Source organism: Caulobacter sp. GW822-FHT07D08, assembly GCF_058798735.1.
Map to the genome: position 1 here is coordinate 19,412 of NZ_JBXAKU010000012.1, position 23,632 is coordinate 43,043.

20 protein-coding genes and 1 pseudogene are annotated in these 23,632 nt (G+C 68.1%); 3 read left to right on the forward strand and 18 right to left on the reverse strand.

Annotation, left to right across the window (positions count from 1 at the left end; all coding sequences use genetic code 11):
* Positions 1-58 precede the first annotated feature (58 nt).
* From AC1RJ9_RS20025 to AC1RJ9_RS20090, 14 genes are all read right to left on the reverse strand, one after another.
* Positions 59-3,277, reverse strand: a complete 3,219-nt coding sequence (locus AC1RJ9_RS20025; protein ID WP_492839722.1) for an efflux RND transporter permease subunit — start codon at positions 3,275-3,277, stop codon at positions 59-61.
* Entirely contained in the window at positions 3,274-3,693 is a 420-nt protein-coding gene (locus tag AC1RJ9_RS20030) for a hypothetical protein (RefSeq protein WP_062099738.1), read from the reverse strand. The genes AC1RJ9_RS20025 and AC1RJ9_RS20030 overlap by 4 nt, the downstream gene beginning before the upstream one ends.
* Entirely contained in the window at positions 3,683-4,858 is a 1,176-nt protein-coding gene (locus AC1RJ9_RS20035; RefSeq protein WP_492839723.1) for an efflux RND transporter periplasmic adaptor subunit, read from the reverse strand. The genes AC1RJ9_RS20030 and AC1RJ9_RS20035 overlap by 11 nt, the downstream gene beginning before the upstream one ends.
* 11 nt (positions 4,859-4,869) lie before the next feature.
* Positions 4,870-6,102: a TolC family protein gene (locus tag AC1RJ9_RS20040; protein WP_492839724.1), complete on the reverse strand. Its 1,233-nt coding sequence runs from the start codon at positions 6,100-6,102 to the stop codon at positions 4,870-4,872.
* Between the two features lie 59 nt (positions 6,103-6,161).
* Positions 6,162-6,527: a hypothetical protein gene (locus AC1RJ9_RS20045; RefSeq protein WP_062095847.1), complete on the reverse strand. Its 366-nt coding sequence runs from the start codon at positions 6,525-6,527 to the stop codon at positions 6,162-6,164.
* 84 nt (positions 6,528-6,611) lie between these two features.
* Positions 6,612-7,136 carry an SRPBCC family protein gene (locus AC1RJ9_RS20050; RefSeq protein WP_492839725.1) on the reverse strand — a complete coding sequence of 175 codons (525 nt, stop codon included), beginning with the start codon at positions 7,134-7,136 and terminating at the stop codon, positions 6,612-6,614.
* A 525-nt stretch (positions 7,137-7,661) separates the two neighbouring features.
* Entirely contained in the window at positions 7,662-9,686 is a 2,025-nt protein-coding gene (locus AC1RJ9_RS20055; RefSeq protein WP_492839726.1) for a heavy metal translocating P-type ATPase, read from the reverse strand.
* Positions 9,687-9,697: 11 nt separating this feature from the next.
* Entirely contained in the window at positions 9,698-10,048 is a 351-nt protein-coding gene (locus AC1RJ9_RS20060; RefSeq protein ID WP_492086185.1) for a DUF190 domain-containing protein, read from the reverse strand.
* Between the two features lie 109 nt (positions 10,049-10,157).
* A complete protein-coding gene (locus AC1RJ9_RS20065; RefSeq protein WP_492839727.1) occupies positions 10,158-13,403 on the reverse strand; it encodes an efflux RND transporter permease subunit in 3,246 nt (1,081 codons plus the stop codon).
* A 31-nt stretch (positions 13,404-13,434) separates the two neighbouring features.
* Positions 13,435-14,601 (reverse strand): efflux RND transporter periplasmic adaptor subunit, encoded by a 1,167-nt coding sequence (locus AC1RJ9_RS20070; RefSeq protein WP_492839728.1) that lies wholly within the window; start codon positions 14,599-14,601, stop codon positions 13,435-13,437.
* Entirely contained in the window at positions 14,601-15,863 is a 1,263-nt protein-coding gene (locus AC1RJ9_RS20075) for a TolC family protein (protein WP_492839729.1), read from the reverse strand. Before AC1RJ9_RS20075 ends, AC1RJ9_RS20070 begins: the two co-directional genes overlap by 1 nt.
* A 61-nt stretch (positions 15,864-15,924) precedes the next feature.
* Complete coding sequence (locus tag AC1RJ9_RS20080) at positions 15,925-16,374, reverse strand: hypothetical protein (RefSeq protein ID WP_492839730.1); 450 nt, start codon at positions 16,372-16,374, stop codon at positions 15,925-15,927.
* Positions 16,375-16,588: 214 nt separating this feature from the next.
* Positions 16,589-18,544 (reverse strand): FTR1 family protein, encoded by a 1,956-nt coding sequence (locus tag AC1RJ9_RS20085; protein ID WP_062093428.1) that lies wholly within the window; start codon positions 18,542-18,544, stop codon positions 16,589-16,591.
* A 51-nt stretch (positions 18,545-18,595) separates the two neighbouring features.
* On the reverse strand, positions 18,596-19,252 hold the full coding sequence (locus tag AC1RJ9_RS20090) for a cation efflux transmembrane domain-containing protein (RefSeq protein ID WP_062093427.1): 657 nt from the start codon (positions 19,250-19,252) through the stop codon (positions 18,596-18,598).
* A gap of 67 nt (positions 19,253-19,319) precedes the next feature.
* Between AC1RJ9_RS20090 and AC1RJ9_RS20095 the strand changes: the two genes are divergently transcribed.
* The 3 genes and pseudogenes from AC1RJ9_RS20095 to AC1RJ9_RS20105 all read left to right on the forward strand — a co-directional run bounded on the left by AC1RJ9_RS20095 (position 19,320) and on the right by AC1RJ9_RS20105 (position 21,434).
* Positions 19,320-19,712: a MerR family transcriptional regulator gene (locus AC1RJ9_RS20095; RefSeq protein WP_062093426.1), complete on the forward strand. Its 393-nt coding sequence runs from the start codon at positions 19,320-19,322 to the stop codon at positions 19,710-19,712.
* 190 nt (positions 19,713-19,902) lie between these two features.
* Positions 19,903-20,067: pseudogene (locus tag AC1RJ9_RS20100) on the forward strand (JAB domain-containing protein); the annotation flags it as partial.
* 119 nt (positions 20,068-20,186) lie between these two features.
* Entirely contained in the window at positions 20,187-21,434 is a 1,248-nt protein-coding gene (locus tag AC1RJ9_RS20105) for a dipeptidase (RefSeq protein ID WP_492839731.1), read from the forward strand.
* Positions 21,435-21,437: 3 nt separating this feature from the next.
* Here the strand turns inward: AC1RJ9_RS20105 and AC1RJ9_RS20110 are convergent, their stop codons facing one another.
* Genes AC1RJ9_RS20110 through AC1RJ9_RS20125 form a run of 4 tightly spaced genes read right to left on the reverse strand, consistent with a single transcriptional unit; the run spans position 21,438 to position 23,593 of the window.
* The gene (locus tag AC1RJ9_RS20110; protein ID WP_492839732.1) at positions 21,438-22,109 is read right to left on the reverse strand and encodes a periplasmic heavy metal sensor; all 672 of its coding nucleotides are present in this window, start codon (positions 22,107-22,109) and stop codon (positions 21,438-21,440) included.
* Positions 22,106-22,540, reverse strand: a complete 435-nt coding sequence (locus AC1RJ9_RS20115; RefSeq protein WP_492839733.1) for a hypothetical protein — start codon at positions 22,538-22,540, stop codon at positions 22,106-22,108. The genes AC1RJ9_RS20110 and AC1RJ9_RS20115 overlap by 4 nt, the downstream gene beginning before the upstream one ends.
* Positions 22,541-22,553: 13 nt before the next feature.
* Positions 22,554-23,120, reverse strand: coding sequence for an RNA polymerase sigma factor (locus AC1RJ9_RS20120; protein ID WP_492839734.1), 567 nt, complete (start codon positions 23,118-23,120; stop codon positions 22,554-22,556).
* Positions 23,121-23,146: 26 nt separating this feature from the next.
* A complete protein-coding gene (locus AC1RJ9_RS20125) occupies positions 23,147-23,593 on the reverse strand; it encodes an EF-hand domain-containing protein (protein ID WP_492839735.1) in 447 nt (148 codons plus the stop codon).
* Between the last annotated feature and the right edge of the window lie 39 nt (positions 23,594-23,632).

The following is a 23,632-nucleotide window of genomic DNA, read 5'->3' on the forward strand; positions in this document are numbered from 1 at the left end:
CCGCACTCGGGTTTGAAGAGAGAGCGGCGCGCCGACGGCTTCGGCGCGCCGCTCGGCGTTAGGTTTGAGCAACACTCCGGGTTTCGGCCTTACGAAGCACGAAGCGACAGATGGCCGGCAGGACGAACAGGGTCAGAGCCGTGGCGGTGATCAGGCCGCCAATGACGACGGTAGCCAGCGGGCGCTGGACCTCCGAACCGGTGCCGGTCGCCAGCGCCATGGGCACAAAGCCCAGGGACGCGACCAGACCGGTCATCATCACCGGCCGCAGCCGCTCCATCGCTCCGTCGATGATCGCCTTTTCCAGCGCCATGCCGGTGGCGAGGCGCTGACGGATGGCGGTCATCATCACCAGACCGTTCAGTACCGCCACGCCCGAGAGCGCGATGAAGCCGACGGCGGCCGAGACCGAGAACGGGATGCCGCGCAAGGCCAGGCCGAAGACGCCGCCAGCGAGAGCCAGCGGGATGGCCGAGAACACCGCCGCGGCCGGCGCGATGCCGCCTAGCGCCATATAGAGCAGGCCGAAGATCAGCAGGAAGCAGAGCGGGACCACGAGCGCCAGCCGGCCTTGAGCGGCCTTAAGGTTCTCATACTGCCCCCCCCAAACCAACCAGGAGCCCGCGGGCAGTTTGACCTGCGCGTCGACCTGCTGCTGGGCCTGCGTGACGAAGGAGCCCAGGTCCGCGCCGCGAACATTGGACTGGACGACGACGCGGCGCTTGCCGTTCTCGCGGCTGACCTGGTTGAGGCCTTCCGAGTACGAGAACTTGGCCACGTCACGCAGCGGCACCGAAGCGCGGGTTCCGCCGCCGATCCGTTCGGGCAGCATGACCGGCAGAGCGCCGACGGCGTCCAGATCATTGCGGCTGGCGTCCGGCAGGCGGACCACGACGTCGAAGCGGCGGTCGCCCTGGAAGACGAGACCAGCCTCGCGTCCGCCCATGGCCACGGCCAGGGTGTCGGCGACGTCCTCGACCGTGAGGCCAAGACGCCCGATAGCGTCGCGATCGAGCTGGACGTCGAGCGTCGGGAAGCCGGAGGTCTGTTCGACCTTGACGTCCGCCGCTCCCTTTACCGTCCGCAGGACCGTGGCGATCTCCTCGGCCGTACGGGACATGGCGTCAAGATCGTCGCCATAGACCTTGATGGCCACGTCGCCGCGCACGCCGGCGATCAGCTCGTTGAAGCGCATCTGGATCGGCTGGCTGAACTCGTAGGCGTTGCCCGTCAGGCCTTCCAGCTTGCTTTCGATGCGGCCGATCAGCTCGGCCTTGGTCTCACCCTTGTTGGGCCATTCCTTCTGGGGCTTGAGGATGATGAAGGCGTCCGAAGCGTTGGGCGGCATGGGGTCGCTGGCGACCTCAGCCGTACCGGTCTTGGAGTAGACAAAGGCCACTTCGGGGAAGCCGGCCACCACCCGCTCGATCCGCCGCTGCATGCGCAGCGATTGTTCCAGCGAGGTCGATGGAATGCGCAGGGCTTGTACGGCCATGTCCTTCTCGTCGAGCTGCGGGGTGAACTCCCGGCCCAGGAACCCGAAGGTCACGGCGGCGACGACGAAGATGCCGGCCGCCGCGCCGATCACCGGCCAGGGCTTGGCCACGACCTTGCGCAGGGCCGGTTCGTAGCGGGACTTGGTCCAGCGGACAGGCGCGACTTCCTTCTCGGCTACCTTGCCGTTGATCAAGAGGGCGATCATGGCCGGGATGAAGGTCAGCGACAGGACGAAGGCGCCGGCCAGGGCCAGCATCACGGTGATGGCCATCGGCGAGAAGGTCTTGCCTTCGACGCCGGTGAAGGTCAGCAGCGGTGCGTAGACCAGGAGGATGATGGCCTGGCCGTAGACGGTCGGGGCAATCATCTCGCGAGCGGCTTCGCGGGTTTCGCCAAGCCGTTCGGACAGTGTCAGGAGACGGCCCTCGTGGTGCTGGCGTTCGGCCAGGCGGCGCAAGGCGTTCTCGACGATGATGACGGCGCCGTCGACGATGAGGCCGAAGTCCAGCGCTCCCAGGCTCATCAGGTTGCCCGAGACGCCCAGCTTGTTCATGCCGATGGCGGTCATCAGCATGGAGAGCGGAATGACCAGGGCGGTGATCAGGGCGGCGCGGAAGTTCCCGAGCAGCAGGAACAGCACCACGATGACCAGAAGCGCGCCTTCGACCAGGTTCTTCTCGACGGTCTTGATGGTCGCGCCGACGAGCTTGGAGCGGTCGTAGACCACCTGGACCTTGACGCCGGCCGGCAGACTCTTGGCGACCTCGGTCAGCTTCTCGGCCGAGGCGCCGGCGACGGTGCGGCTATTCTCGCCGGTCAGCATCAGGACGGTGCCGACCACGACTTCTTCGCCGTTCTCCGAGGCCGCGCCGGTGCGTAGGGCGCCGCCGAGCTTGACGGTGGCGACATCGCGCACGCGGATCGAGACGCCCTCGCGGGCGGCGACCGTGGCGTTGGCGATCTCGTCGACAGTGCGGACCCGGGCGTCGGCGCGAACGAGGAAGGCTTCCCCGCCCTTCTCGACAAAGTTGGCGCCGACGGCGAGATTGGCCGCGTCCAGGGCCTTGGCCAGGTCGTTGAACGAGACGCCGACCGAGGCCATGCGGATCGGGTCCGGTTGGACGACGAACTGCTTTTCGAAGCCGCCGATGGAATCGACGCCGGCCACGCCCGCGACCGAGCGCATCTGCGGCCGGACGATCCAGTCTTGCACTTCGCGCAGGAAGGCCGCCTGGGCTGTGGAATCCGACAGTCGCTCGCCCGTAGAGGTCAGGTAGGTTCCATCGCTTTGCCAACCGGGGGCGCCGTCGGTGACCTTGGCGCCCTTCCCGCCCGGATGCTCGTAGGCGACGGTCCACATCAGGACCTCGCCGAGACCCGACGAGATTGGGCCCATGGCCGGTTCGGCGCCGGCGGGCAGACTTTGGCGCACCTGGGTCAGGCGCTCGGCCACCTGCTGGCGGGCGAAGTAGATGTCGGTCTTTTCCTTGAAGACGATGGTGACCTGGGAAAAGCCGTTGCGTGAGATCGAGCGGGTCGACTCCAGACCGGGGATGCCGGCCATGGCCGTCTCCACCGGGAAGGTGACGAGCTTTTCCACCTCGGCCGGGGCCAGGGTCCCCGAGACGGTGTTGATCTGCACCTGCTTGTTGGTGATGTCGGGCACTGCGTCGATCGGCAGGCGCACGAGGTTGTAGACGCCCAGGGCCGCGACCAGCGTGACCAGAGCGATGACCGCCCAGCGGAAGCGAACGGAAAGGTCGAGGATGCGGCCGATCATCGGGCCACCTCGCCGGTTTCCATGGCGTGTGGTTTGGCGGCGTAGCGGACCTGCAGCCTGGTCACCGACGCCCGCTGCACCAGCGGCAAGGTCGCCTCGTAGCGAGCCGGTTCGCGATCCATGCGCTGGGGACTGAGCGCGGCCAGGCGTGTGGGCACGGTGATGGCCCAGTGACCGTCAGGATCGTAGGCGCTGATGTCGAGGTGAGCGGTGACAGGTGGCAGGCTTGCACCAGACGCGCGCCGGATCAGGCCAAAGACACGCAGACCGCTTGCGGTGTCGCGCGCCGAGGCAGTGATGATCTCGACCTCCCGACCGCCGAGGCGGTCGATGGTCACGCTATCCTTGGCCACGGCGGCCGAGGCGGTGAAGCTCGCGGCCAGGGCGGCCACGGCGAGGATGACCTTAGTCCTCATGGCTCGCCTCCCCCTTGCCGAGTTCGGCCTTGAGCAGGAAGGCGCCTTTGCCGGCGATCTGCTCGCCGGCGCGCACGCCCGAGAGGATCTCGACGTGACCGCCGCCGCGGCGGCCCACCCGGACCGGGCGCGGCTCGAAGCCCTCCTTGGTGCGGACGAAGACGACCTCCGCGCCATTGACCGTCTGGACGGCTTCATCGGGTGCGGAGATGCGACCCTCTGGGCCGGCGGCCGGACCGCGCGGGGTGATCCGCGCGCGCAGGGCCTGGCCGGGTGTCAACATCGGAGCGCGGCCGCTGACGGCCAGCACGGCGGTAGCCGAGCGGTTCTCGGCGTCCAAGGCTGGCGTGATGCTGCGCACCGTGGCGTTCACCGAGCCGCTGGCGGTCTCCAGGATGGCCGTGTCGCCTGGCTTGACGCGCTGGGCGTCGGCGACCGGCAGGGCCGCCTGGATCTCGATGCGGCCCGGGTCGGCGACGCGGAAGAGTTCGGAACCGGCCGTGACATAGGCGCCGAGCGTGGCGCTAGCGGCGGTGATCCGGCCGGAGATCGGGCTGGTGACCGCCAACGTACGACCGTTGCCGCTGACGCCGGCGGCGGCGCTGGCGCCGCTGGCGCGGCGCAACTCCGACTCGGCGATGGCCGCCTCGCGCTGGGCGGCTTCGAGGTCCTGGCGAGCGGTGATCTTGGCCTCGAACAGGCGCTGCTCACGAACAAGGGCCTGGCGTGCGGCGGCGGCCTTGGCGGCCGCGGTGCTACGGTCGGCGCTGATGGCCGCGGCGTCGCGGCTTTCTATGGCGGCGATCACTTCACCGGCGGCGACGGGGTCCCCCAGGCGCTTGTTGATGCGGACGATAGCCCCGTCGGCGCGGGCCGCCAGGATCGCCGCGCCGTTGGGCGTGGCCACCACGGTGGCCTGGGCCGAAACGGCGGCGTCGAGGCCGCCGCCGGTGAGGGTCAACAGTTGGATGCCATCGGAGACGATGCGATCGGCGGTCATGCCCACGTGGGGCTTTTCACCGGCGTGGTCTTCCTTGGCCTCGGCCGAGGGTTCCGTCGGTGGCGAGGACAACATCGTCTTGCCGACCAGCACGCCGACCCCAGCGGCCAGCAGGCTGCTGACCGCCACGGCCGTCAGCAAGGTCTTTCTATCGGTGGACTTCATGGTGAGCTTTCCTATTGGGCGGCGGCGCGTTCGAGCGCGGCCAGCGCCTTGGCGCGCTCGAGGCGCGCGACGATGAGTTCGGTGCGGGCGGTCGTCAGGGCGCCCTGGGCGTCGAGCACTTCGAGCAGCGAGAACTTGCCGGCCTCGAAGCCGCCTCGCGCCAGGTCGACGGCGGTCTGGGCCTGGGGCACGACCTTGCTGTCGAGCACTTCCAGCCTGGCGGTGGCGGCGCGCAATGCCGCCTCCCCGTCCCGAACGGCCCGAACCGAGCGCGCCAGGGCCAGGCGTTCGCGCGCCTCGGCCGCAGTGGCGTCCGCGCGGGCGGCCGCGACCGTGCCCTGGTTGCGGTTGGAGATCGGGATCGGGGCGGTAAAGCCGACGATCATCGCCGAGTCTCCGGTCTGCTCGAACCGCCGAACCCCGGCCTGGACGGTGAGGTCCGGACGGCCGGCGGCGCGTTCGCGATCGATGACCGCGCGAGCGGTCTCTAGCTGGGCGCGCGCTTGGCGCACATCCAGGGTTTCTCCGGGGTCGATCGTGGCTATCACCGGCGTCGCCGGCTGCGGGGACCGCGCCAGCTCGATGGTCTCGGCCGCATCGCCCCAGAGGGTTACCAGGGCGCGGCGCGCGGCTGCGGCCTCGGCCTCGGCGGCAATGACGGCGGCGGCGGCCTCACGGCTGGCCGCCTCAGCCCTCAGCGCCCGCAGGGGCGGCTCGCGACCGGCTTCGACCAGGGTGCCGGCGACCTTGGAAAGGCCTTCGGCGCGGGTGGCCGTCTCTCGGGCCAGGGCCAGACGATCCTGCGCCGCGAGGGCTTCGGCATAACGGACGCTGACTTCTTGGGTGAGGTCGGCCTTGGCGATGACGAAGCCGATCCGGGCGGCGTCGACCTCGGCGTTGGCGGCGGCGGCGCGGGTGCGACGCTTGCCGCCCAGCTCCAGGCGCTGGCTGATGGTGGCCGTGGTTTCGGCTGCGCCGAAGCGGCCATAGGGGCCCGAACCGGCGAAGTTCTCCGATTGGAGGCCGGCTTCAGGGTTTGGCATCAGGTCGGCTTGGCGAGCGCGGCCCTCAGCCGCTTTCACCGAGGCTTCGGCTGCCGTGACAAGCGGTGACTGGGTCTGGGCGCGCATGATAGCGGCGTCCAGGGTGAGCGGCTCAGCGAGCGCGCGCGAAAGCGCGCCGCTGCCGGCAAGCGCCAGGACCGCGCCGAAAATGGCGGCGGACCGAGCATAGCGGGAATGCATGAGAGGTCCCTATGTGAGAACTGACGAAGGCGATTACGCGCGCGAGGGCGCGGCCAGGGTCAGGCTCGAGGGGGCTCGTTGGGGCCGTCCGGCATGCGCGAGAGCGGCATGTGGGGCGGCGCTGGAGTCAGGCGGATGCGCGTGACGGAGACGTAGGTCTGCCCGGCCGTGGCGAGCCCGATCAGCGACGGAGAATGATGGCAATGGCCAATCCCGCAGACCTCGCCGTCGGCCAGGTCTGCGGGATCCTGGTCATTGGCCTGGGCAAAGGTCGTGGCCTCGGCGACGGCGCTCGTCTTCTTGCTCGACAGGGAGTCGGCCGAGCATAAGCCTGAACGCAATGATGGCGCAGCTACGGCGAGCACCAGCAGGCACGCTAGAAGCGCTCCCGTCCAGGTTTTCAGCCATGTCGCCACATCGAACATGTAAGGGCCTATAGCGTCCGTGATGCGTCGAGGAAATACGTTACAAGATACACTTGGCGTGGCGCATCAGCGCGGCAGTGAGAGTTAGATCCGAGTTCGCGGACGGGCCCGTGTCACCGCTCGCAGCGGCGTGCTGGTGGTCACGTATTTCGAAAGAGCGTCCAGGCGGAAGCTATAGATTCTGATCAACTTTTCGCGCTCGGCCTTAAACTTGAACTGCAGCGCCGCTAGGCCGGTTATCTTGTTGGTGTGGCGAAGCAGCGTGCCGCGCGCGCTGCGCTCCAGGTGGAAGTATTCATACGATCGCGCGAAGAATGGACCGGACTGGAAGGCGATCTCCTCGCCTGGCGCCATGCCAATGACCCGAGCCCTGACCCTCAGACGCTTTTCCGGATTGGAGCCGATACGGATGTAGACGCTGGCGCCCCGAATGGGGACGCCGTCGATTTCCCAATGAGGATGCCAACGCGGGTAGCCACCGAACTCCGACAAGGTTCGCCAGACCTTAGTGGGGGGGGCGGCGATATCGATCTCAGATTCAATGATCATGGGCGGCCTTTCGTCGCCATCTCGCTTGAGCTCGATGCAGCCGAGACAGGCTGCGGGCACGGACGGTTGGTGGAAAGCGTACAGACCCGAAACTGCTCGCCTGACATGACCGGGCCGGGGGTCGGCAGGTCGAAGAAAATGCAATGGCGCTCGCGCCCACGCAGGCCCCACAGGACACGCGTCGCCGTGCTGATGACGTTTCCACCCGCGTCAAGACGATCCGCTCGGATGATCCGCGGCGAGGATCCTATGGACCGTCGACAGATCGCGCCATGGAAACGGACCCCCTCACCTTCGGCGATGGCGCGGACCGACTCAAGTGCGAAGCCCCGCTGAGTGTTGAGCACGATGGGCTTTTCGATCGTGTCTGCAGTAGCCCCGCCCGAAAAGGCCAGGATCAGAAGCCCAATTCCTTTTCCGCCTAGGTGGCGCAAGTGTTGTCGGTTCATGTTCGATGCTCCAGGCCGATCGCCAAAACCCCAATCGACATGACGAGCAGAAGCATCGCCGCAGCCAGGGCCATTATCGCACGGCGGGCCGATCGGCGGGCCCAAGCCGAAGCTCTGTCTTGTGGTTCCTCTCCGCTCATGCTTTGCGATCCTTGTAGGCCAGCAGCCTCAGGGCGTTGGCCACCACCAGGAGGGTCGATCCCTCATGGAAGATCACCGCCTCGCCGATCTTTAGGCCAAACAGCGTCGCGGGGATCAGCACTGCGACCATGCCGAGACTCACCCACAGGTTCTGGCGGATGACGGCGCTGGTGCGGCGGCTCAAGCCCACGGCGAACGGCAGATGGGTCAGGTCGTCGGCCATCAACGCGACATCTGCCGTCTCCAGGGCCACATCCGAGCCGGCCGCGCCCATGGCGATGCCGACGGTGGCGTTGGCCATGGCCGGGGCGTCATTGACCCCGTCGCCGACCATCGCGGCCTTGCCGTAGTGCTGGCGCAGGGCCTTGATGGTCTCGACCTTGTCCTCCGGCATCAGGCCGCCACGGGCCTCGTCCAGGCCCAGGTCCTTGGCGATGGCGTCGGCGACCGACTGGTTGTCGCCCGACAGCATGATCATGCGGGTGATGCCGAGCGCCCGAAGGCGCACGATGACATCGCGGGCCGCCGGACGGGCAGTGTCCATCAGGCCCAGTACGCCGAGGAAACGATCACCGTAGCGGACGAGGACGACCGTCCTGCCGCGCGCTTCAAGGCGCTTGGCATCGCTCCAGACCGATACGGGCAGATCCTTCTGGTCGCCTTCGAACAGGCCCGGCTTGCCGATCACGACGTCCTTGCCATCGACCTGGGCCTGGATGCCCTGCCCGGTCAGGCTCTTGACGTTGGTGGCTTCACGACGAGCCTGGCCGGTCAGCTTGGCCTCCCCGTCGCGCACCACGGCGGCCGCCAGCGGGTGGTCGCTGAGCGCCTCGACGGCCACGGCGATGGCGAGCAGCTCGGCCTCATCGACGCCTTCGGCAGGGACGATATCGGTCAGCTTGGGCTTGCCCTCGGTCAGGGTGCCGGTCTTGTCGAAGGCCAGAGCGGTCAGCGTGCCGAGGTTTTCCAGGGGACCGCCACCCTTGACCAGGACGCCGCCGCGCCCGGCCCGGGCCACGCCACTGAGCACCGCGCTGGGCACCGAAATGGCCAGAGCGCAAGGACTGGCGGCCACCAGAACGGCCATGGCGCGGTAGAAGCTGCGGCTGAAAGGTTCGTCGAGCACCAGGAAGGCCAGCATTAGGGTCGCGACCAGCACCAGCACGGCCGGCACGAAGACCTTCTCGAACCGGTCGGTGAAGCGCTGGGTGGGCGAGCGCTGGGCCTCAGCCTCGGCGACCATGCGCACCACGCGGGCCAAGGTGCTCTCGCCGGCCTTGCGGGCCACGCGGATGTCGAGCGCGCCTGCGCCATTGATGGTGCCGGCGAAGACGCGGTGTTCGGCGCTGGCCTTGGCGAAGTCGAGATCGCGATCGGCGCTGGCGCGCTTGTCGACGGGCACGCTTTCGCCGGTGACCGGGGCCTGGTTGACGCTGCTGTCGCCGGCCACGACGACGCCGTCGGCGGCGATGCGCTCATTGGGCCGCACCATGACGATGTCGCCGATCTCCAGGGCCTCGACTGCGATGTCTTCGGTCTTGTCATCGCGGCGAACCGTAGCGCGCTCGGGAGCCAGCTTGGCCAGGGCTTCGATCGCCCGACGAGCCCGGCCCATGGCGTAGTGTTCCAGTGAGTGGCCCATGCTGAACAGGAAGAGCAGAAGCGCGCCCTCGGCCCACTGGCCCAGAGCCGCGGCGCCAGCGGCGGCCACCAGCATCAAGGTGTCGATTTCGAACTTGCGCTTGCGCAGGTTTTCGATCGCCTCGGTCAGGGTGAACCAGCCGCCGAACACGTAGGCGGCCATATAGAAGGCCAACGAGATCCAGCCATCGGCCTTAAGGCTGATGAGCCAGCCAACCAGCAGCGTCGCGCCGCACAACAGGGCGAAGATTAACTCCGTTCGCTCGCCGAAAAGCCCACCATGGGCGTGGCCGTGGCCGCTCTCCCCTTCGCCGTGCTTTTGTTCTTTATTCGAGCCATGGTCGTGGCCCTTATGATCGTGCGCAGACTTGCTGGTCATACTAGTCGCTCCTACCGGTGCGGCTCGACGTGATGGCCGCCGTAGCGCAGGACCTCGACCTTCTCGAAGGTGACCAGGCCGATGTCCTTGAGGTCGTCGAGCTTGGTCAGGAAGTCGCGCAGTCGAGCTTCTTCATCGACGAACTCGATCACCACGGGCAGGTTGTCGTTGAAGTCGAGCGGGCGCGGCTCGTGCATGCGAGCGGACTCGCCAAAGCCTTTGCGGCCCCGCAAGACCGTGGCGCCGGCCAGACGTGCGGTCTGGGCGCGTTGGACGATGACGTCCATCAGCGAGCGGTCGCCGACCAGGGCGTTTTCATCGGTGTAGATGCGGAGAAGGATAGCTTGTCCGGGGATCTGCATGGGGTTTCCCTTTTCGGTTGCCTCGATCGAAGGCCGGAGGCTTCGATGGAGTGGAGGTGATGCGCCGGCGCGACGCTGTGGGGCTGAGGGGCCGCGCCGGCGCCCCGGCCTAGTGCGTCGTGCTCAGGGGCGACGCGGCCGGTCCCTCGTCCGGGGTCTTCCGACCAGACCCCAGTTGGAGGATGAGTTTGGCGATGGCGGGCAGGACCAGCAGGGTCACGGCGGTGGCCGTGACCAGGCCGCCGATGACCACCATGGCCAGGGGCTTTTGGACCTCGGCTCCAGTGCCGCTGGCCAGGGCCATCGGGATGAAGCCGATGGCCGGCACCAGGCCCGTCATCAGGACCGGCCGGAAGCGTTCGACCGAGCCCTCATAGATCGCCTGGGCGACGGGGACGCCGGCGTCGAGCCGCTCTCGGACGCTGGTCATGACGACCAGGCCGTTGAGGACAGCCACGCCGGCCAGCACGATGAAGCCGACGGCTGCCGAGATCGAGAAGGTGATCCCGGTCAGCGCCAGAGCGAAGACCCCCCCCGAGAGTCCCAACGGAATGGCTGCGAACACCGAAGCAGCGGACCTGAACCCGCCCAGCGCCATGTAGAGGATCAGGAAGATCAGCACGAAGCACAGCGGCACGACGATCGCCAGGCGCTGGGTGGCGGCCTTCAGGTTCTCGAACTGGCCGCCCCAGGTCAGCCAGTAACCGGTCGGAAGCTGGATGGCCTCGACCTTGCTGCGGGCCTCGTTGACGAACGAGCCGATGTCGCGACCGCGCACGTTGACCTGGATGACGACCCGGCGCTTGCCGTCTTCGCGGCTGATCTGGTTCAGACCATCCGAGAAGCGGAACTGCACCAGCTCGCGCAGCGGCACCGAACGTTGCAGGCCGTTGTCGCCGGCCGGCAGCATGACCGGCAGAGCGCCCAGGACGTCCAGGTCATCACGCTGGGCCATCGGCACCCGGACGGTAATGTCGAAGCGGCGGTCGCCCTCGAAGACGTCGCCGGCCTGACGCCCGCCCATGGCCGTAGCCACGGTATCGGCCACCTGGTCGATGCTGAGACCAAAGCGGGCGATGGCGGCGCGGTCGAACTTGACGTCCAGGGTCGGAGCCCCGCCGACTTGTTCGACCCGGACGCCCTCTGCGCCTTGGATCGACTGCAGGACCGCGCCGATCTTGGCAGCCGTGACGCTCATCTTCTCCAGATCGTCGCCATAGAGCTTGATGGCGACGTCGCCACGGACACCGGCGATCAGCTCGTTGAAGCGCATCTGGATCGGTTGGGTGACTTCGAAGCTGTTGCCCAGCAGCGGGGCGACCTTGCCTTCGATGCGCTCGACGACCTTGGCCTTGTTGCCAACGTCCTTGGGCCACTCTTTCTGCGGCTTGAGGATGATGAAGCCGTCCGAGGCGTTGGGCGGCATCGGATCGGTGGCGACTTCGGCCGTGCCGGTCTTGGAGAATATCATCTCCACTTCGGGCAGGGACGAGACGCTCTTTTCGACCTGGCGCTGCATGGTCAGCGACTGTTCGAGCGCCGTCGACGGGATCTTCAGCGAGCCCATGGCGACGTTCTTCTCGTCCAGCTGCGGGATGAACTCCTGGCCCAGCGTCGTGTAGACCACGCCAGCGACCAGGAAGAGCGCCACCGCGCCGCCGATGAACGGCCAGGGACGATCGACCACGCGCTTGAGGACAGGCTCATAGCGCTGTCTGGAAACCGCGATGATCTTGACCTCTTTTTCCGAGACCTTGCCACGCATCAGGATGGCGACGAGAGCCGGAACGAAGGTCAGCGACAGGATGAAGGCCGCGGCCAGAGCCAGCATGATGGTGATGGCCATCGGCGAGAAGGTCTTGCCTTCCACGCCTGTGAAGGTCAGCAGCGGAGCGAAGACCAGGAAGATAATCGCCTGGCCGAAGACGGTCGGACGGATCATTTCCTGGGCCGCGCGCAGCACGGTCTCCAGGCGTTCAGGCAGACGTAGCAGCCGGCCTTCGTGGTGCTGGCGCTCGGCAAGCCGTAGCAGACAGTTCTCGATGATGATGACAGTGCCGTCGACGATCAGGCCGAAGTCCAACGCCCCCAGGCTCATCAGGTTGCCGGGCACCTTCAGCTCGTTCATGCCGATGGCCATCATCACGAACGAGAGCGGGATGATCAGCACGGCGATGAAGGCCGCGCGGATGTTGCCGAGCAGCAGGAAAAGGGTCGCGGCGACCAGGATGGCGCCTTCGGTCAGATTGCGTTCGACCGTCTTGATGGTGGCGTTGACCAGAACCGACCGGTCGAGTGCGGTGGTGATCACCACGCCGTTCGGCAGGGCTTTGCGAACATCGATCAGCTTGTCGCCGACCGACTTGGCGACCGAGCGGCTATTCTCGCCGATCAGCATCAGGGCGGTGCCAACGACCACTTCTTCACCGTTCTTGCTGGCCGCGCCGGTGCGCAGGTCGCCGCCGACTCGCACGGTGGCGACGTCCTTGACGGCGACGGGCACGGTGCGGCGGGTGGCGATGATGGCGTTCTGGATCTCGTCGAGCGTGCGAACCCGCGCGTCGGCTCGGACCAAGTAGGCTTCGCCGGCGCGCTGGATGAAGTTAGCGCCGACCGAGAGGTTGGCCCCTTCCAGGGCCTTGGCCAGATCTGTGTAAGAGACGCCGTAGGCGACCAGCTTGGCCGGGTCGGGTTCGACCACGTACTGCTTCTGGAAGCCGCCGATGGAGTCGACGCCGGCCACGCCCTTGACGGTGCGCAGTTGCGGACGAACGACCCAGTCCTGGATGGTGCGCAGATAGGCGCCCTGCGAGGTGGCGTCGGTGAGGCGCTCGCCCTCCGGCGTCAGATAGGCGCCATCGCTTTGCCAGCCGGTCTGGCCGTCACGCACCTTGGCGCCCTTGCCGCCCGGATTGGCGTACTCCACCGAGTACATGTAGACCTCGCCCAGACCCGTCGTGACGGGCCCGATCTGCGGCTGGATCCCGGCGGGCAGGCTGTCGCTGGCCTGGGTCAGACGCTCGGCCACCTGTTGGCGGGCGAAGTAGAGGTTGGTCTTCTCAGAGAAGATCGCTGTGACCTGCGAGAAGCCGTTGCGCGAGATCGAGCGGGTGGTCTCCAGGCCGGGGATGCCGGCCAGGGCCGTTTCTACCGGGAATGTCACTCGCTTTTCGATTTCGACCGGCGAAAGCGCGCCGGCCACGGTGTTGATCTGCACCTGGTTGTTGGTGATGTCGGGAACGGCGTCGATAGGCAACTTGGTCAGCTGCCAGGTGCCGAGGAGTGCGATGATGACGGTGAGAAGCAGGACGTACCAGCGCCCCTTCACCGACATCGAGAGTAAGCGACCGATCATTTCGGCGTGTCTCCAGAATAGCGGTTAGGGGTCAGTCTTCTTCCGAGCTCTTGCCGAGCTCAGCCTTGAGCAGGAAGGCATTCTTGACCGCCAGGGTCTCGCCGCCTTTCAGCCCATCGACGATGACCACACGGCCACCGCTGCGCTGGCCGACCAGCACGTGCTGCACCCGGAAGCCTTCCTTCGTTCGGACGAAGACCACGTCGTTGCCGTTGACGGTCTGGACCGCCTCTTCCGACACGACGATCCCGCTGGAGGTCGACTGGCGCGAGGTGATGCGGGCGCGGACCAGCTGGCCCGGCTGCAACAGCCCTGCCCCGCCCGTCAGGGTCAGAACCACCGTGGCGCTGCGAGTCTCCTCGTTGACGCCGGGCGTCACCGATCGCACGACGGCCGTGCGGGTCTCGCCGCTGGTCGTCTCGACGATGGCCTGGTCGCCGGGCTGAACGCGCCGGGCGTCCGCGGCGGTAACCGACGCGTCGACCTGGATCTTGGCCGGATCGGAGATGCGGAAGAGTTCCGTCTCGGGAGCCACGAAGGCGCCCAGGCTGGCGGTCATGGCGGTGACGCGGCCGCTGATCGGGCTGACTACGGCGACATAGCCACCCGACACCGCCGAGGCGCCGGCGGCCGTGGCCGCGCGACGGGCCTCGGCCTCGGCCACGGCCACCTCGGCCTGAGCCGTCTCGTAGTCCTGGCGCGGGCTGACCTTCTGTTCGAAGAGGCGCTTTTCGCGGGCCAGGTTCTTGCGCGCCAGGTCGGCCTTGGCCGAGGCGACGCTACGGTCGGCTGAGATCTGGGCGGCCTCGCGGCTGGAGACCAGGGCCAGGGTCTCGCCGGCCCGCACGGGGTCGCCGAGGCGCTTGGTGATCCGGGTGATCGACCCGGCGGCGCGGGCGGTCAAAGCCGCCTCGCCACCGGGTTCGGCTTCAACCGTGGCCTGCGCCACGACTTCGGAAGCCAGGCCCCCGGTGCTGACCGTCTGCAGCTGGACGCCCGAGGCGGTGATGCGCTCGGGGCCCATCGCCAAGCTCGGGGGGCCGGCCGCAGGGGCCGCCGCCGCCGGCTTTTCGGCGGCCGCCGTCTCGACGGGTTTGCCGCCCGACATCTTGCCGACCGAGAAAGCGGCGATCGCCACGACTACCACGGCCGCGCCGGCCAGCAGCAACTGCCGGTTCGAGGAGTTGGACTTGCGCATCAGCGATCTCCGAAGAGGCGGCCTTGCAGGCGCGCCAGGTCGGCCTCGGCGCGAACGCGCGCCAATTGGGCCTGAATGGTTTGGTCACGCGCTTCGGCCAGGGACCGACGCGCATTGATCAGCTCGACAAGGGGGGCCTTACCGGACTCGTAGGCGATCCGCGTGAGGCGGAAGGCCTCGGCGGCGCTGGTTTCGCCCTGGCCGGCCGCGTCGGCGCGCGACTGGGCCGCGCCCAGCTGGAACCGGGCCGTGCGGATGTCAGCCTCGGCGTCGAACCGCGCGGCGTTGAGCCGAGCCTCGGCAGCCTGCAGCTCGCCTTGGGCGGCGGTGATGTTGCCGCGGTTCTGGTCGAAAACCGGGATTGGCAAAGACACCCCCGCGACCAAGGCCGTGGAGTCATCACCGCTGAACCGGCGAACACCGGCCGAGACGGTGACGTCCGGCACCGCGCGGGTCCGCTCGATGCGCACGCGACGGGCGGCGGCTTCGCGATCGGCCTCGGCCGCCTGGACGGCGGGCGTCGACAGCGCGTCAATGTCGTCCGGCTGGCTCGTGAGCTTGGGGCTGGTCAGCAGGCTGTCGCTGAGCGAGGTGTAGGGCGTGGTCGATCCGACGAGGGCGGTGAGCCGCGAGAATGCTCCCGTCCGCTCGGCCCGCGCTTCTTCCAACGACGCGCGAGCGCCGGTGAGCGCGGCTTGCGCCTGGAGGGTCCGCAGTTCGGCCTCTTTGCCGGCGTCGACCAGGGCCCGGGAGGCGCGCAGGGTTTCGTCCGACAGAGTCACGGCCTCCTCGGCCAGGGTGACCCGGCGCTCGGCCGCTTCAGCCAGGGCGTAGGCGTCGGCCAGCGAGAAGGCGAAGTCGGCTTTGGACTGGACGAGGCGCGCACGCGCAGCATCGAGAGCGGCGCGGCCGGCGGCCACGCGTGCGCTGCGCTTGCCGCCGACTTCCAGCGGCTGGCTCAGCGAAAAGGTCGTGTCGGCGTTGTTTGCGCCGCTATAGATGCCACTGCCGCTGAAGTTCTCGATTTCCATTCCGACGGTGGGATTGGGTCGAGCCCCGGCCTGGCGAGCCAGGCCCTCGGCCTGGCGCACGCCAGCGGCGGCTTCGGCGAGCCTCGGAGCATTGGTTTGGGCCTGCGTGAGCAGGTCCTTGAACGGCGGCGCCGGATCGGCGACCGCGCCGCTCGCGGACGCCAACGCGCCTGCGACTGCGGCCGCGCTCACGGCCGCGAAACGCAACCGTCCACGCATGATGAGAGTCATGAAGATGTGTTCCTAGAGATTGAGACGCAAACGGTCCGCCTCCTCGGGCGGAAGGGTCGCGTCAGGCTCTAGGCGGACGTTCGAGCAGGACGGAACGATCGATGAGCAGGCCCACATCCGGCTCGGCCAGCCAAACGGCACGATGCTCAAACGCTATCATCTCGGGCGCGAAGGACACGGGCAAGCTTATGCCATGCGCCGAACAATGACCGGTGCAGGCCGTGAGCGTTCTCTTGATGGGGGTCTTCTGGTCGCCAGCGGTCTTCATCAATGCTGGCGCCTGGACGCTCGACATGACGATCTGGCTGGCGACCTGAGTTTCGGTCTCCAGCGCAGCGTGCTCAGCAGGTCCGCAGATGACGATGCCGAGGATGAACGTGCAGGTTACGAACAGCGCCCATGCCTTGCCGAAGCTGAATCGCGAGGACGGCGCGCGGCGCGAGCGCCACGTGTCGGCATATCTGCCGACTTGCCGACGAAGGGGCGCGATTCCAGCCATCGAAATCTGCAATACCTCCGCTCAGTCCAGATTGAAATGCGTTATATGATTACATGTTATAGTGTCACATTGCCGAGCGCTCCAATTACGGCAACAAACACCTGGCGAAGACTTCGCGATAACTGGGGCAAAGCGGAAAGCTACAGAAGCCCGTACCGCGTTGTCGCGCCATGATCGAATCTCTCTCGATGCCCTGCCCATCCCGTTTGAAGTGGTCAGATGGCCCTTAGGCGGACCTCTTTGCCCCCATTTCGCCGGCTCTGTGCCGAGACCACCAGAATCCGCCGACCAGGATGGCCAGGGTGAGCGCCTGGGCGGCGACGCCTTCGATGGTCGGGAAGAAGCCCAGCAGTTCGATGCGCGGCAGAGCCAGCGGGTGCAGGTCCAAGAGGCCAGCCTCCTGCAGCGCGGCCACGCCCTTGCCGGCCAGGACGACCGCCAGGATCGCCATCAGGATGGCGCTGTATTCGAAAAACTTGCCGATCGGCAGGCGCTTGGAGAACCGCAGCATGGCCCAGGCGATGGCGGCCAGGACGACGACGGCGCAGCCGACGCCGGCCAGCACCGCCCCTGCCCCGCCCTGGGTCCACAGCGCCGTCAGGAACAGGATGGTCTCGAACACCTCGCGATAGACGACGATGAAGGCCAGCAGGAACAGGAACCACGCCGACGACTTGGAGAGCGCGTGGGATAGTTTCTCGCGGATATAGACCTGCCAAGCGTCGGCCTGGGCCTTGCCGTGCATCCAGAGTCCGACCGAGATCAGCACGGCGGCGGCGATCACCGAACCGAAGCCCTCGGTCAGCTCGCGGCTGGCCCCGCTGATCGAAATGAAGAAGGTCGCTGCGGCCCAGGTCAGACCACCAGCCGCCAGGGCTGCGATCCAGCCGCCGTGGACGTAGGGCAGCACGTCGGTTCGCTCGGCCTTGCGCAGGAAGGCGATCATGGCGACCACGATCAGCAGGGCTTCCAGGCCCTCGCGCAACAGGATGGTGAAGGCGCCGGCGAAGCTCGACAGGCTGTTGGCCTTTTCCGGGGCCAAGGCTCTGCCTGCGGCCGCGAACAGGGCGTCGAGCCGCTCGATCTGGCTCTTGACCTCGCTGGCCGGCGCGGCCTTACCGATCGCGCCGCGCACGTCGCCCATCGCCCCTTCGATCCGTCGCATCAGGGCCGGATCGCGCGCGCCCAGCGACGGCTCGACCGGCTCGAAGCCATCGAGATAGGCCGCGAGCGCGAGGTCGGCGGCGGCCTTGCGGTCGCCGGCCTCGTAGGCCTTGAGGCTTGCGGCGAGCTTCTGGCGGGCGACATCGAGCGAGCCGCCGCCGGTGCGGGTGACGACTTCGGGATGGCGTCGCAGATAGGCGGTCAGCGCTCGGGCCTTGGTCTCGCCGAGGGTGGTGGCCAGGGCGGCCGGCGTGGTCTGGGTCAAGGTCTGCAGGTCGGGGAAGCGGGCGCGGACGGCGGCGTCCTCGTTCCAGAGCTTTTCGCCGACGGCGGCCTCGGCGTCGCTGAAAGCGAAGCGCCCGACATAGAAGGCCAGGTCCCAGCGGTCGTCGGACGGCAGGTGGGCGTAGCTGGCCATGGCGGTGCCGTCGAGACCCTGCTGGATCACCTGGTAGAGGCCAAAGACGCTGCGCTGGCGCGCGCGGCCGGCGTCGGCGAAGGCGATCGGCGGCGGATCCAGGCCCGCGGCGTTGGGGCCGTCAGCCTTGCCGGTCTCGCCGTGGCAGGCCGCGCAGTTTTCCGCATAGAGCGCCGCGCCGCGCGCCAGGTCCGGCGCGCGCTTGGGGGCCAGGGGCGTGGGATAGGCGGCCAGGAGGTCGTTGGCCAGGGCATGGGCCTTGGCCGAGACCACGGCCGGCTCCTGCTTGGCGGCGATCGTGGCTTGCAGGCTTTGCGCCTTAGCCAGCAGGTCCGGCTGAGCCTTGGTGGCCGGCAGGCCGGCGATGCGCTCACGCACCTGGCCGGCGAACTCGTTCATCTCGGCATATTCGGACGGGCTGATGACCTTGCCGTCTTTCACCGCGCCCGCGTAGTCGACCGACAGATAGTCGAGCAGCCGCCAGGCGGTTTGCGAGGAACTGGCCTCCTGGGCATGGGCCATCGGCGCCGCCGTGAAGATCAGGACCGCCAGCAGCCCGCCAAGGATCGAGGCCAGACGCCCCTTGAGACCAGTAATCATTATCAATCCATGGGCGCAAAAAGGCGCGTGTGGCAAGAGCTTGAGCATATGTCAGGAAGTCGCGAGGTCGGCGCGGTGTTCGTCGCGAGCCTGGCGGATGATCTGGTAGGCCGAACTCAGGAAGACGCCGGCCAGGAGCACGCCGACGATCAGGTCAGGCCAGCGCGAACCGGTCAGCCAGACCAACCCGCCGGTAGCCGCCACGCCCAGGCATTGGATCAGATCGTTGCGCGTGCAGAGCCACACCGAACGGACATTGGCGTCGCCATCCCGATAGCGGACGAGCAAGGCGGCGGCGACGAGATTGGCCAGGGCGCCAAACAGCCCCAGGGCCGAGATCGCCTCGCCCGAGGGCGCCGCGCCGCTCCAGGCGCGCCAGGCGGCGAAGCCCGCGACCGACAGGGCGACCAGGCCCAGGCTGACGCCCTTGAACAGGGCCGCGCCGGTGCGGATGCCCACCGACTTGCCGATGGCCCATAGACTGATGGCGTAGGTGGCGCTGTCGGCCAGGAAGTCGAGCGCATTGGCCGACAACGACGCCGAGCCTTCGACCATGCCGCCGATCAGCACCACGACAAAGCCGACCAGGTTGATGGCGATCACCCAGGCCAGGGCGCGGCTATAGGCGGGCGTGGCGCCGTCGAACTTGACGTCGCTTCCGCAACCGCAGCCCGACGCGGCCGGTTTGCTGGAACAGGATTCGCTCATGAGGCCACCATGCATCCTCTAGCCACTAGAGGATCAAGGGCCTATCTGCAAAACTAAGGAGCACCTCATGACCCTTTCCATCGGCCTCTTGGCCAAGGCCGCCGACGTCAAGGTCCCGACCATCCGCTTCTATGAGGAGATCGGGCTGCTGCCGGAGCCCCGGCGAGCAGCCAATGATCGCCGGGTCTATGACGCGGACGCCGTCCGCCGCCTGGCCTTCATCCGCCACGCGCGCCAATTGGGCTTCTCGGTCGAGGCGATCCGCAATCTGCTGGATCTTTCCGACAATCCCGAGCGCCCCTGCGGCGAGGCCAACGCCCTGGCGGCGCGACAGCTCGACGATGTCGAGGCCAAGATCGCCCAGCTGGAGACCCTGCGCGGTGAACTGCAACGGATGGTGGCGGCGACCTGCGACGGACGGGCCGCCGACTGCCGGGTGATCGAGGCGCTGGCGGGCTAGGCGTCTCAGCGGGCGGTCATTCGTCGTCTTGCGCCGGGGATGATTGAATATGGACGCTCGTGTAAGATCATGTGCGCCCAACTACCGAGGCATAGGTCGGCATGGCAACATCCCCGATTGCCGCCCCCATCGGCGGCCGGATGGTGGAATTATCTTCAAAATATCCAATAACTTACCTAATTTACATCGGGTCCTGCACAACCATCCGTCCGGCGACCCAACGCCGTCCCGGCCGGACATCGATATGACCAAGCAGATCGTCGAGGCCGGCAAGGCCCTGAAGATCGCCGTTCACGACCATCTGGTGGTCGGTCGCGAGGGCGTCGCCAGCTTCAAGGCGCTGGGATTGATGTAGATCCGGATCAGGACATTAATTTCCACACAGGACATGCAAGCTCGGCTTGACGCCCTCCGCCGAAACCGTGAGCGTCACGGCTCCTGTTTGCGCCCCTGAAGTTGCTCCGGAGTCCCCGCATGCGTCGCCTGCTCACCGTTCTTCTCGGCTCGGCCGCCCTGCTGACCGGCGTCGCGCACGCCGCCGACGCCAAGAAGGCCCCGGAGAAGCCCGGTGAGATCCCCAAGGCGATCAAGACGCTGCACGACGGCTTCCTGACCCTGGACACCCACCTGGACACGCCCGAACACTTCGCGCGTCAGGGCTGGTCGATGCTGGACCGTCATGTGGTCACCGAGGACGGCACCCAGGTCGACCTTCCTCGCATGAAGGCCGGCGGCCTGGATGGCGGGTTCTTCGTCATCTACACCGGCCAGGGCGAACTGACGGCCGAGGGCTATCGCAAGGCCCGCGACTTCGCCCTGAACCGCGCGACCGAGATCCGCGAGATGATCGCAGCCCATCCCGACCAGTTCGAACTCGCCTATACCGCCGAGGACGCCGCGCGGATCAACAAGGCCGGCAAGGTCTTCGTCTTCCAGAGCATCGAGAACTCCTGGCCGATCGGCGAGGACCTGACCTTGCTGCGGACCTTCTACGCCACCGGCGTGCGGATGGCCGGGCCGGTCCACTTCCGCAACAACCAGTTCGCCGACAGCTCGACCGATCCCAAGGGCAAGATCTGGCATGGCTATTCGCCGCTGGGCCTGCGCTGGCTGGCCGAGGCCAACCGCCTGGGCATCCTGGTGGATGTCAGCCACGCGTCGGACGACATCGTCGATCAGTCGGTGGCCCTGTCGAAGGCCCCGATCATCGCCTCGCACTCCGGCGCCAAGGCGATCTTCGACCATCCGCGAAACCTGGATGACGCCCGCATCAAGAAGATCGCCGACAGCGGCGGCGCGGTCTGCATCAACTCGGTCTATCTGAAGGCCCCCGTTCCCCCGAGCGCCGAGCGCAAGGCGGCCCTCGACGCCCTGGGCTCGCTGCCCGAGGACGCAACGGAGGCGCAGGTGAAGGTCTGGATGAAGAAGCTGATGGAGGTGAACGCCAAGCACCCGTTCCCGCGCACCAACTTCGAGACCTTCATGGCCAGCATGCTGCACACCCTGAAGATCGCCGGCCCCAAGGCCGTCTGCGTCGGGGCCGACTGGGACGGCGGCGGCGGCGTCGAGGGCCTGGAGGACGTGGCCGACCTGCCCAAGATCACCGCCCGCCTGAAGGCCGAAGGTTATAGCGACGCCGACATTCAGGCGATCTGGAGCGGCAATGTGCTGCGGCTGGTCGCCGGGGCGCAGGCCTACGCCAAGAGCGTGGCGGGGAAGTAGGTCCTAGCGGGGCGGCCCCTCGAAGGCCGCCCGTCGCGCCGCCGCCGGGGCGTAGACCCGCGCCAGGCCCTCGGCCAGCGCCGCCCGCTCCGGTGGCGTCAGGGTGGCGGCATAGCTGGCCAGGGCCGCCTCGACATTCCCGCGCGCCTGGAGATCGAGCGCGCGCGCCGCGCCCAGCCGCCTGGCCACCTCGGCGGCGTCGTAGCCGGGCGAGCCCAGGGCCGCCAGGGCCGCCTGCCGCTCGGCGCGGGCCTGCTGGGTCAGGGGCCTGTTCTTCTTGTTGGCCTCGCCCAGCGCCTTGCGGAACGCCCGCCGGCTGTCGGGCGAGAGCACGTCGCCGGCCGAGATCAGAGGCGGCCGGGCCTGGGCCGTCGGCGGTGGGTTCTCGACAGACGGCGTGGCGGCGACCGCGGGCGGGGTAGCGACCGGCGCGGCCGGCGGCTCTCTGGTCGTCGCGTGACGGGGCGGCTTCGGCGGCGCCTCGGCCGGCGCGGCCGGAACCACCGGCGTCGGACTGGGCGGCGCGACGATGCGCGGGGCCGGCGCGGTCGCGACGGTCGGCGCGACCGGCGGCGCCGTCAGACGCGCATAGCCCATGCCGGCCAGCCCGCCGACCAGGAACACATTGACCACCGCCGAGGCGGCCAGAGCGATGATCCAGGGCCGCGACGTCATAGTTCGGAGGGCTCCGCGATGGCGTCCTGCAGGGCCGAGGAGGTGTCGACGGCCGTGATGACCGGCTGCTCGGCCACGATCGTCGGCGCGGCGGCCTCGGGGCGACCGACGGCCACGCCCACGGCGATCCCCGCGAAGGCGGCGGCCGACAGGCCCAGGGCCGCGCCCAGGCCGGCGATCCAGCGGCGGGCGGTGTCAGGCGCTCGCGGCGCGGCGGCGATCAGCCGGCCCAGCAGGGCGGCGTCGGCGCTCTGGGCGGGCGCCAGGTCCAGCAGGCGGTCCAACCGCGCGGCGGCGCTCAGCACCGGCGACAGGCGCGCCGCGTTCGCCGCCAGCAGGGCGCGCGCGGCTTCGCGTTCGCCTTCCGGCCAGCGGGCGATCTCGCCGCCATAGGTCTCGGCCAGCGCCTCGAACCTTTCGAGCGTCATCATGACCATGCGTCCTTCATCCCCCCGCCCCCGTACCGGCCAGGTCGGCCAGCGAAGCCTTCAGCGCCCGGCGACCTCTGGAGAGCAAGCTCTCCAGCGCCTCGACGCTGATCGCCATCAGTCCGGCGGCCTCGATATTGCCCAGCCCCTGGTGGTGACAGAGCACGATCGCCTCGCGCTGACGCGGCGGCAAGGCCGCCAGCGCCGCTTCGACGCGCCTGGACAGGTCCGCGCCGATCAGGCCCGCATCCGGCGCCGGACCAGTGTCGACCTGCTCGGGCGGCGTGTCCGTCGCGATCTCGCGCCGTCGCCGCAGCCGGTCGTAGCAGAGGTTCAGCGCCACCCGGTGCAGCCAGGTATCGAACCTGGCCGCGCCTGGCTTCCAGGCCCGCGCCTGCTTCCAGGCGCGCAGGAAGGTCTCCTGGGCGACGTCCTCGGCCTCGCCCGAGTCGTTCAGCATGCGCCTGGCCAGGGCCAGGATGCGCGGCAGGCGTCGGTCCAGCAGCGTGCGAACGGCGGACGGGTCGCCCCGGCCCACCCCCGCCAGCAAGGCTTCGTCGGGGTCGTTCCCGTCGGACGCCAACCGTCACTCCGCCGCGCACGTCACCATCAGACCCCAACCTTGGCCTTGCCGGGCTTGGCCTGCAATTCCTCCAGCGTCAGGACGCCGTCATTGTTGGTGTCCATCCGCTTGAACCGCCAGGCCAACAGGGCGTCGGCCTCGGTTCGCGACAGGGCGCCATCCTTGTCGGTGTCGAAGCGGGCGAACAGGCGCTGGCCGCGCTTGCCGGCCTTGCCCGACGCCTTGGCGTCGACTTCGGCGTTCTGCTTGCGGAAGGCGGCGAACTCGTCGGGCGAGATCTTGCCGTCCTTGTCGACATCCAGCCGCGCGAACAGCTTGTCGCCGTTCCTGGCCTGGAACTGCTGCAACGTCATGCCGTCGGTGGCGGCGGGCGCGGCTTTCCCCGGCATGTTTTGGGCAGCCGCGTTCTGGGCCAGAGCGGGTCCGCCCAGCGCCAGTACGGCGCCGGCGGCGATCAGGGTGCGTACGATCATCAGTCTTAAGGTCTCCATGGAGGAAGGCCCGTCCCATCA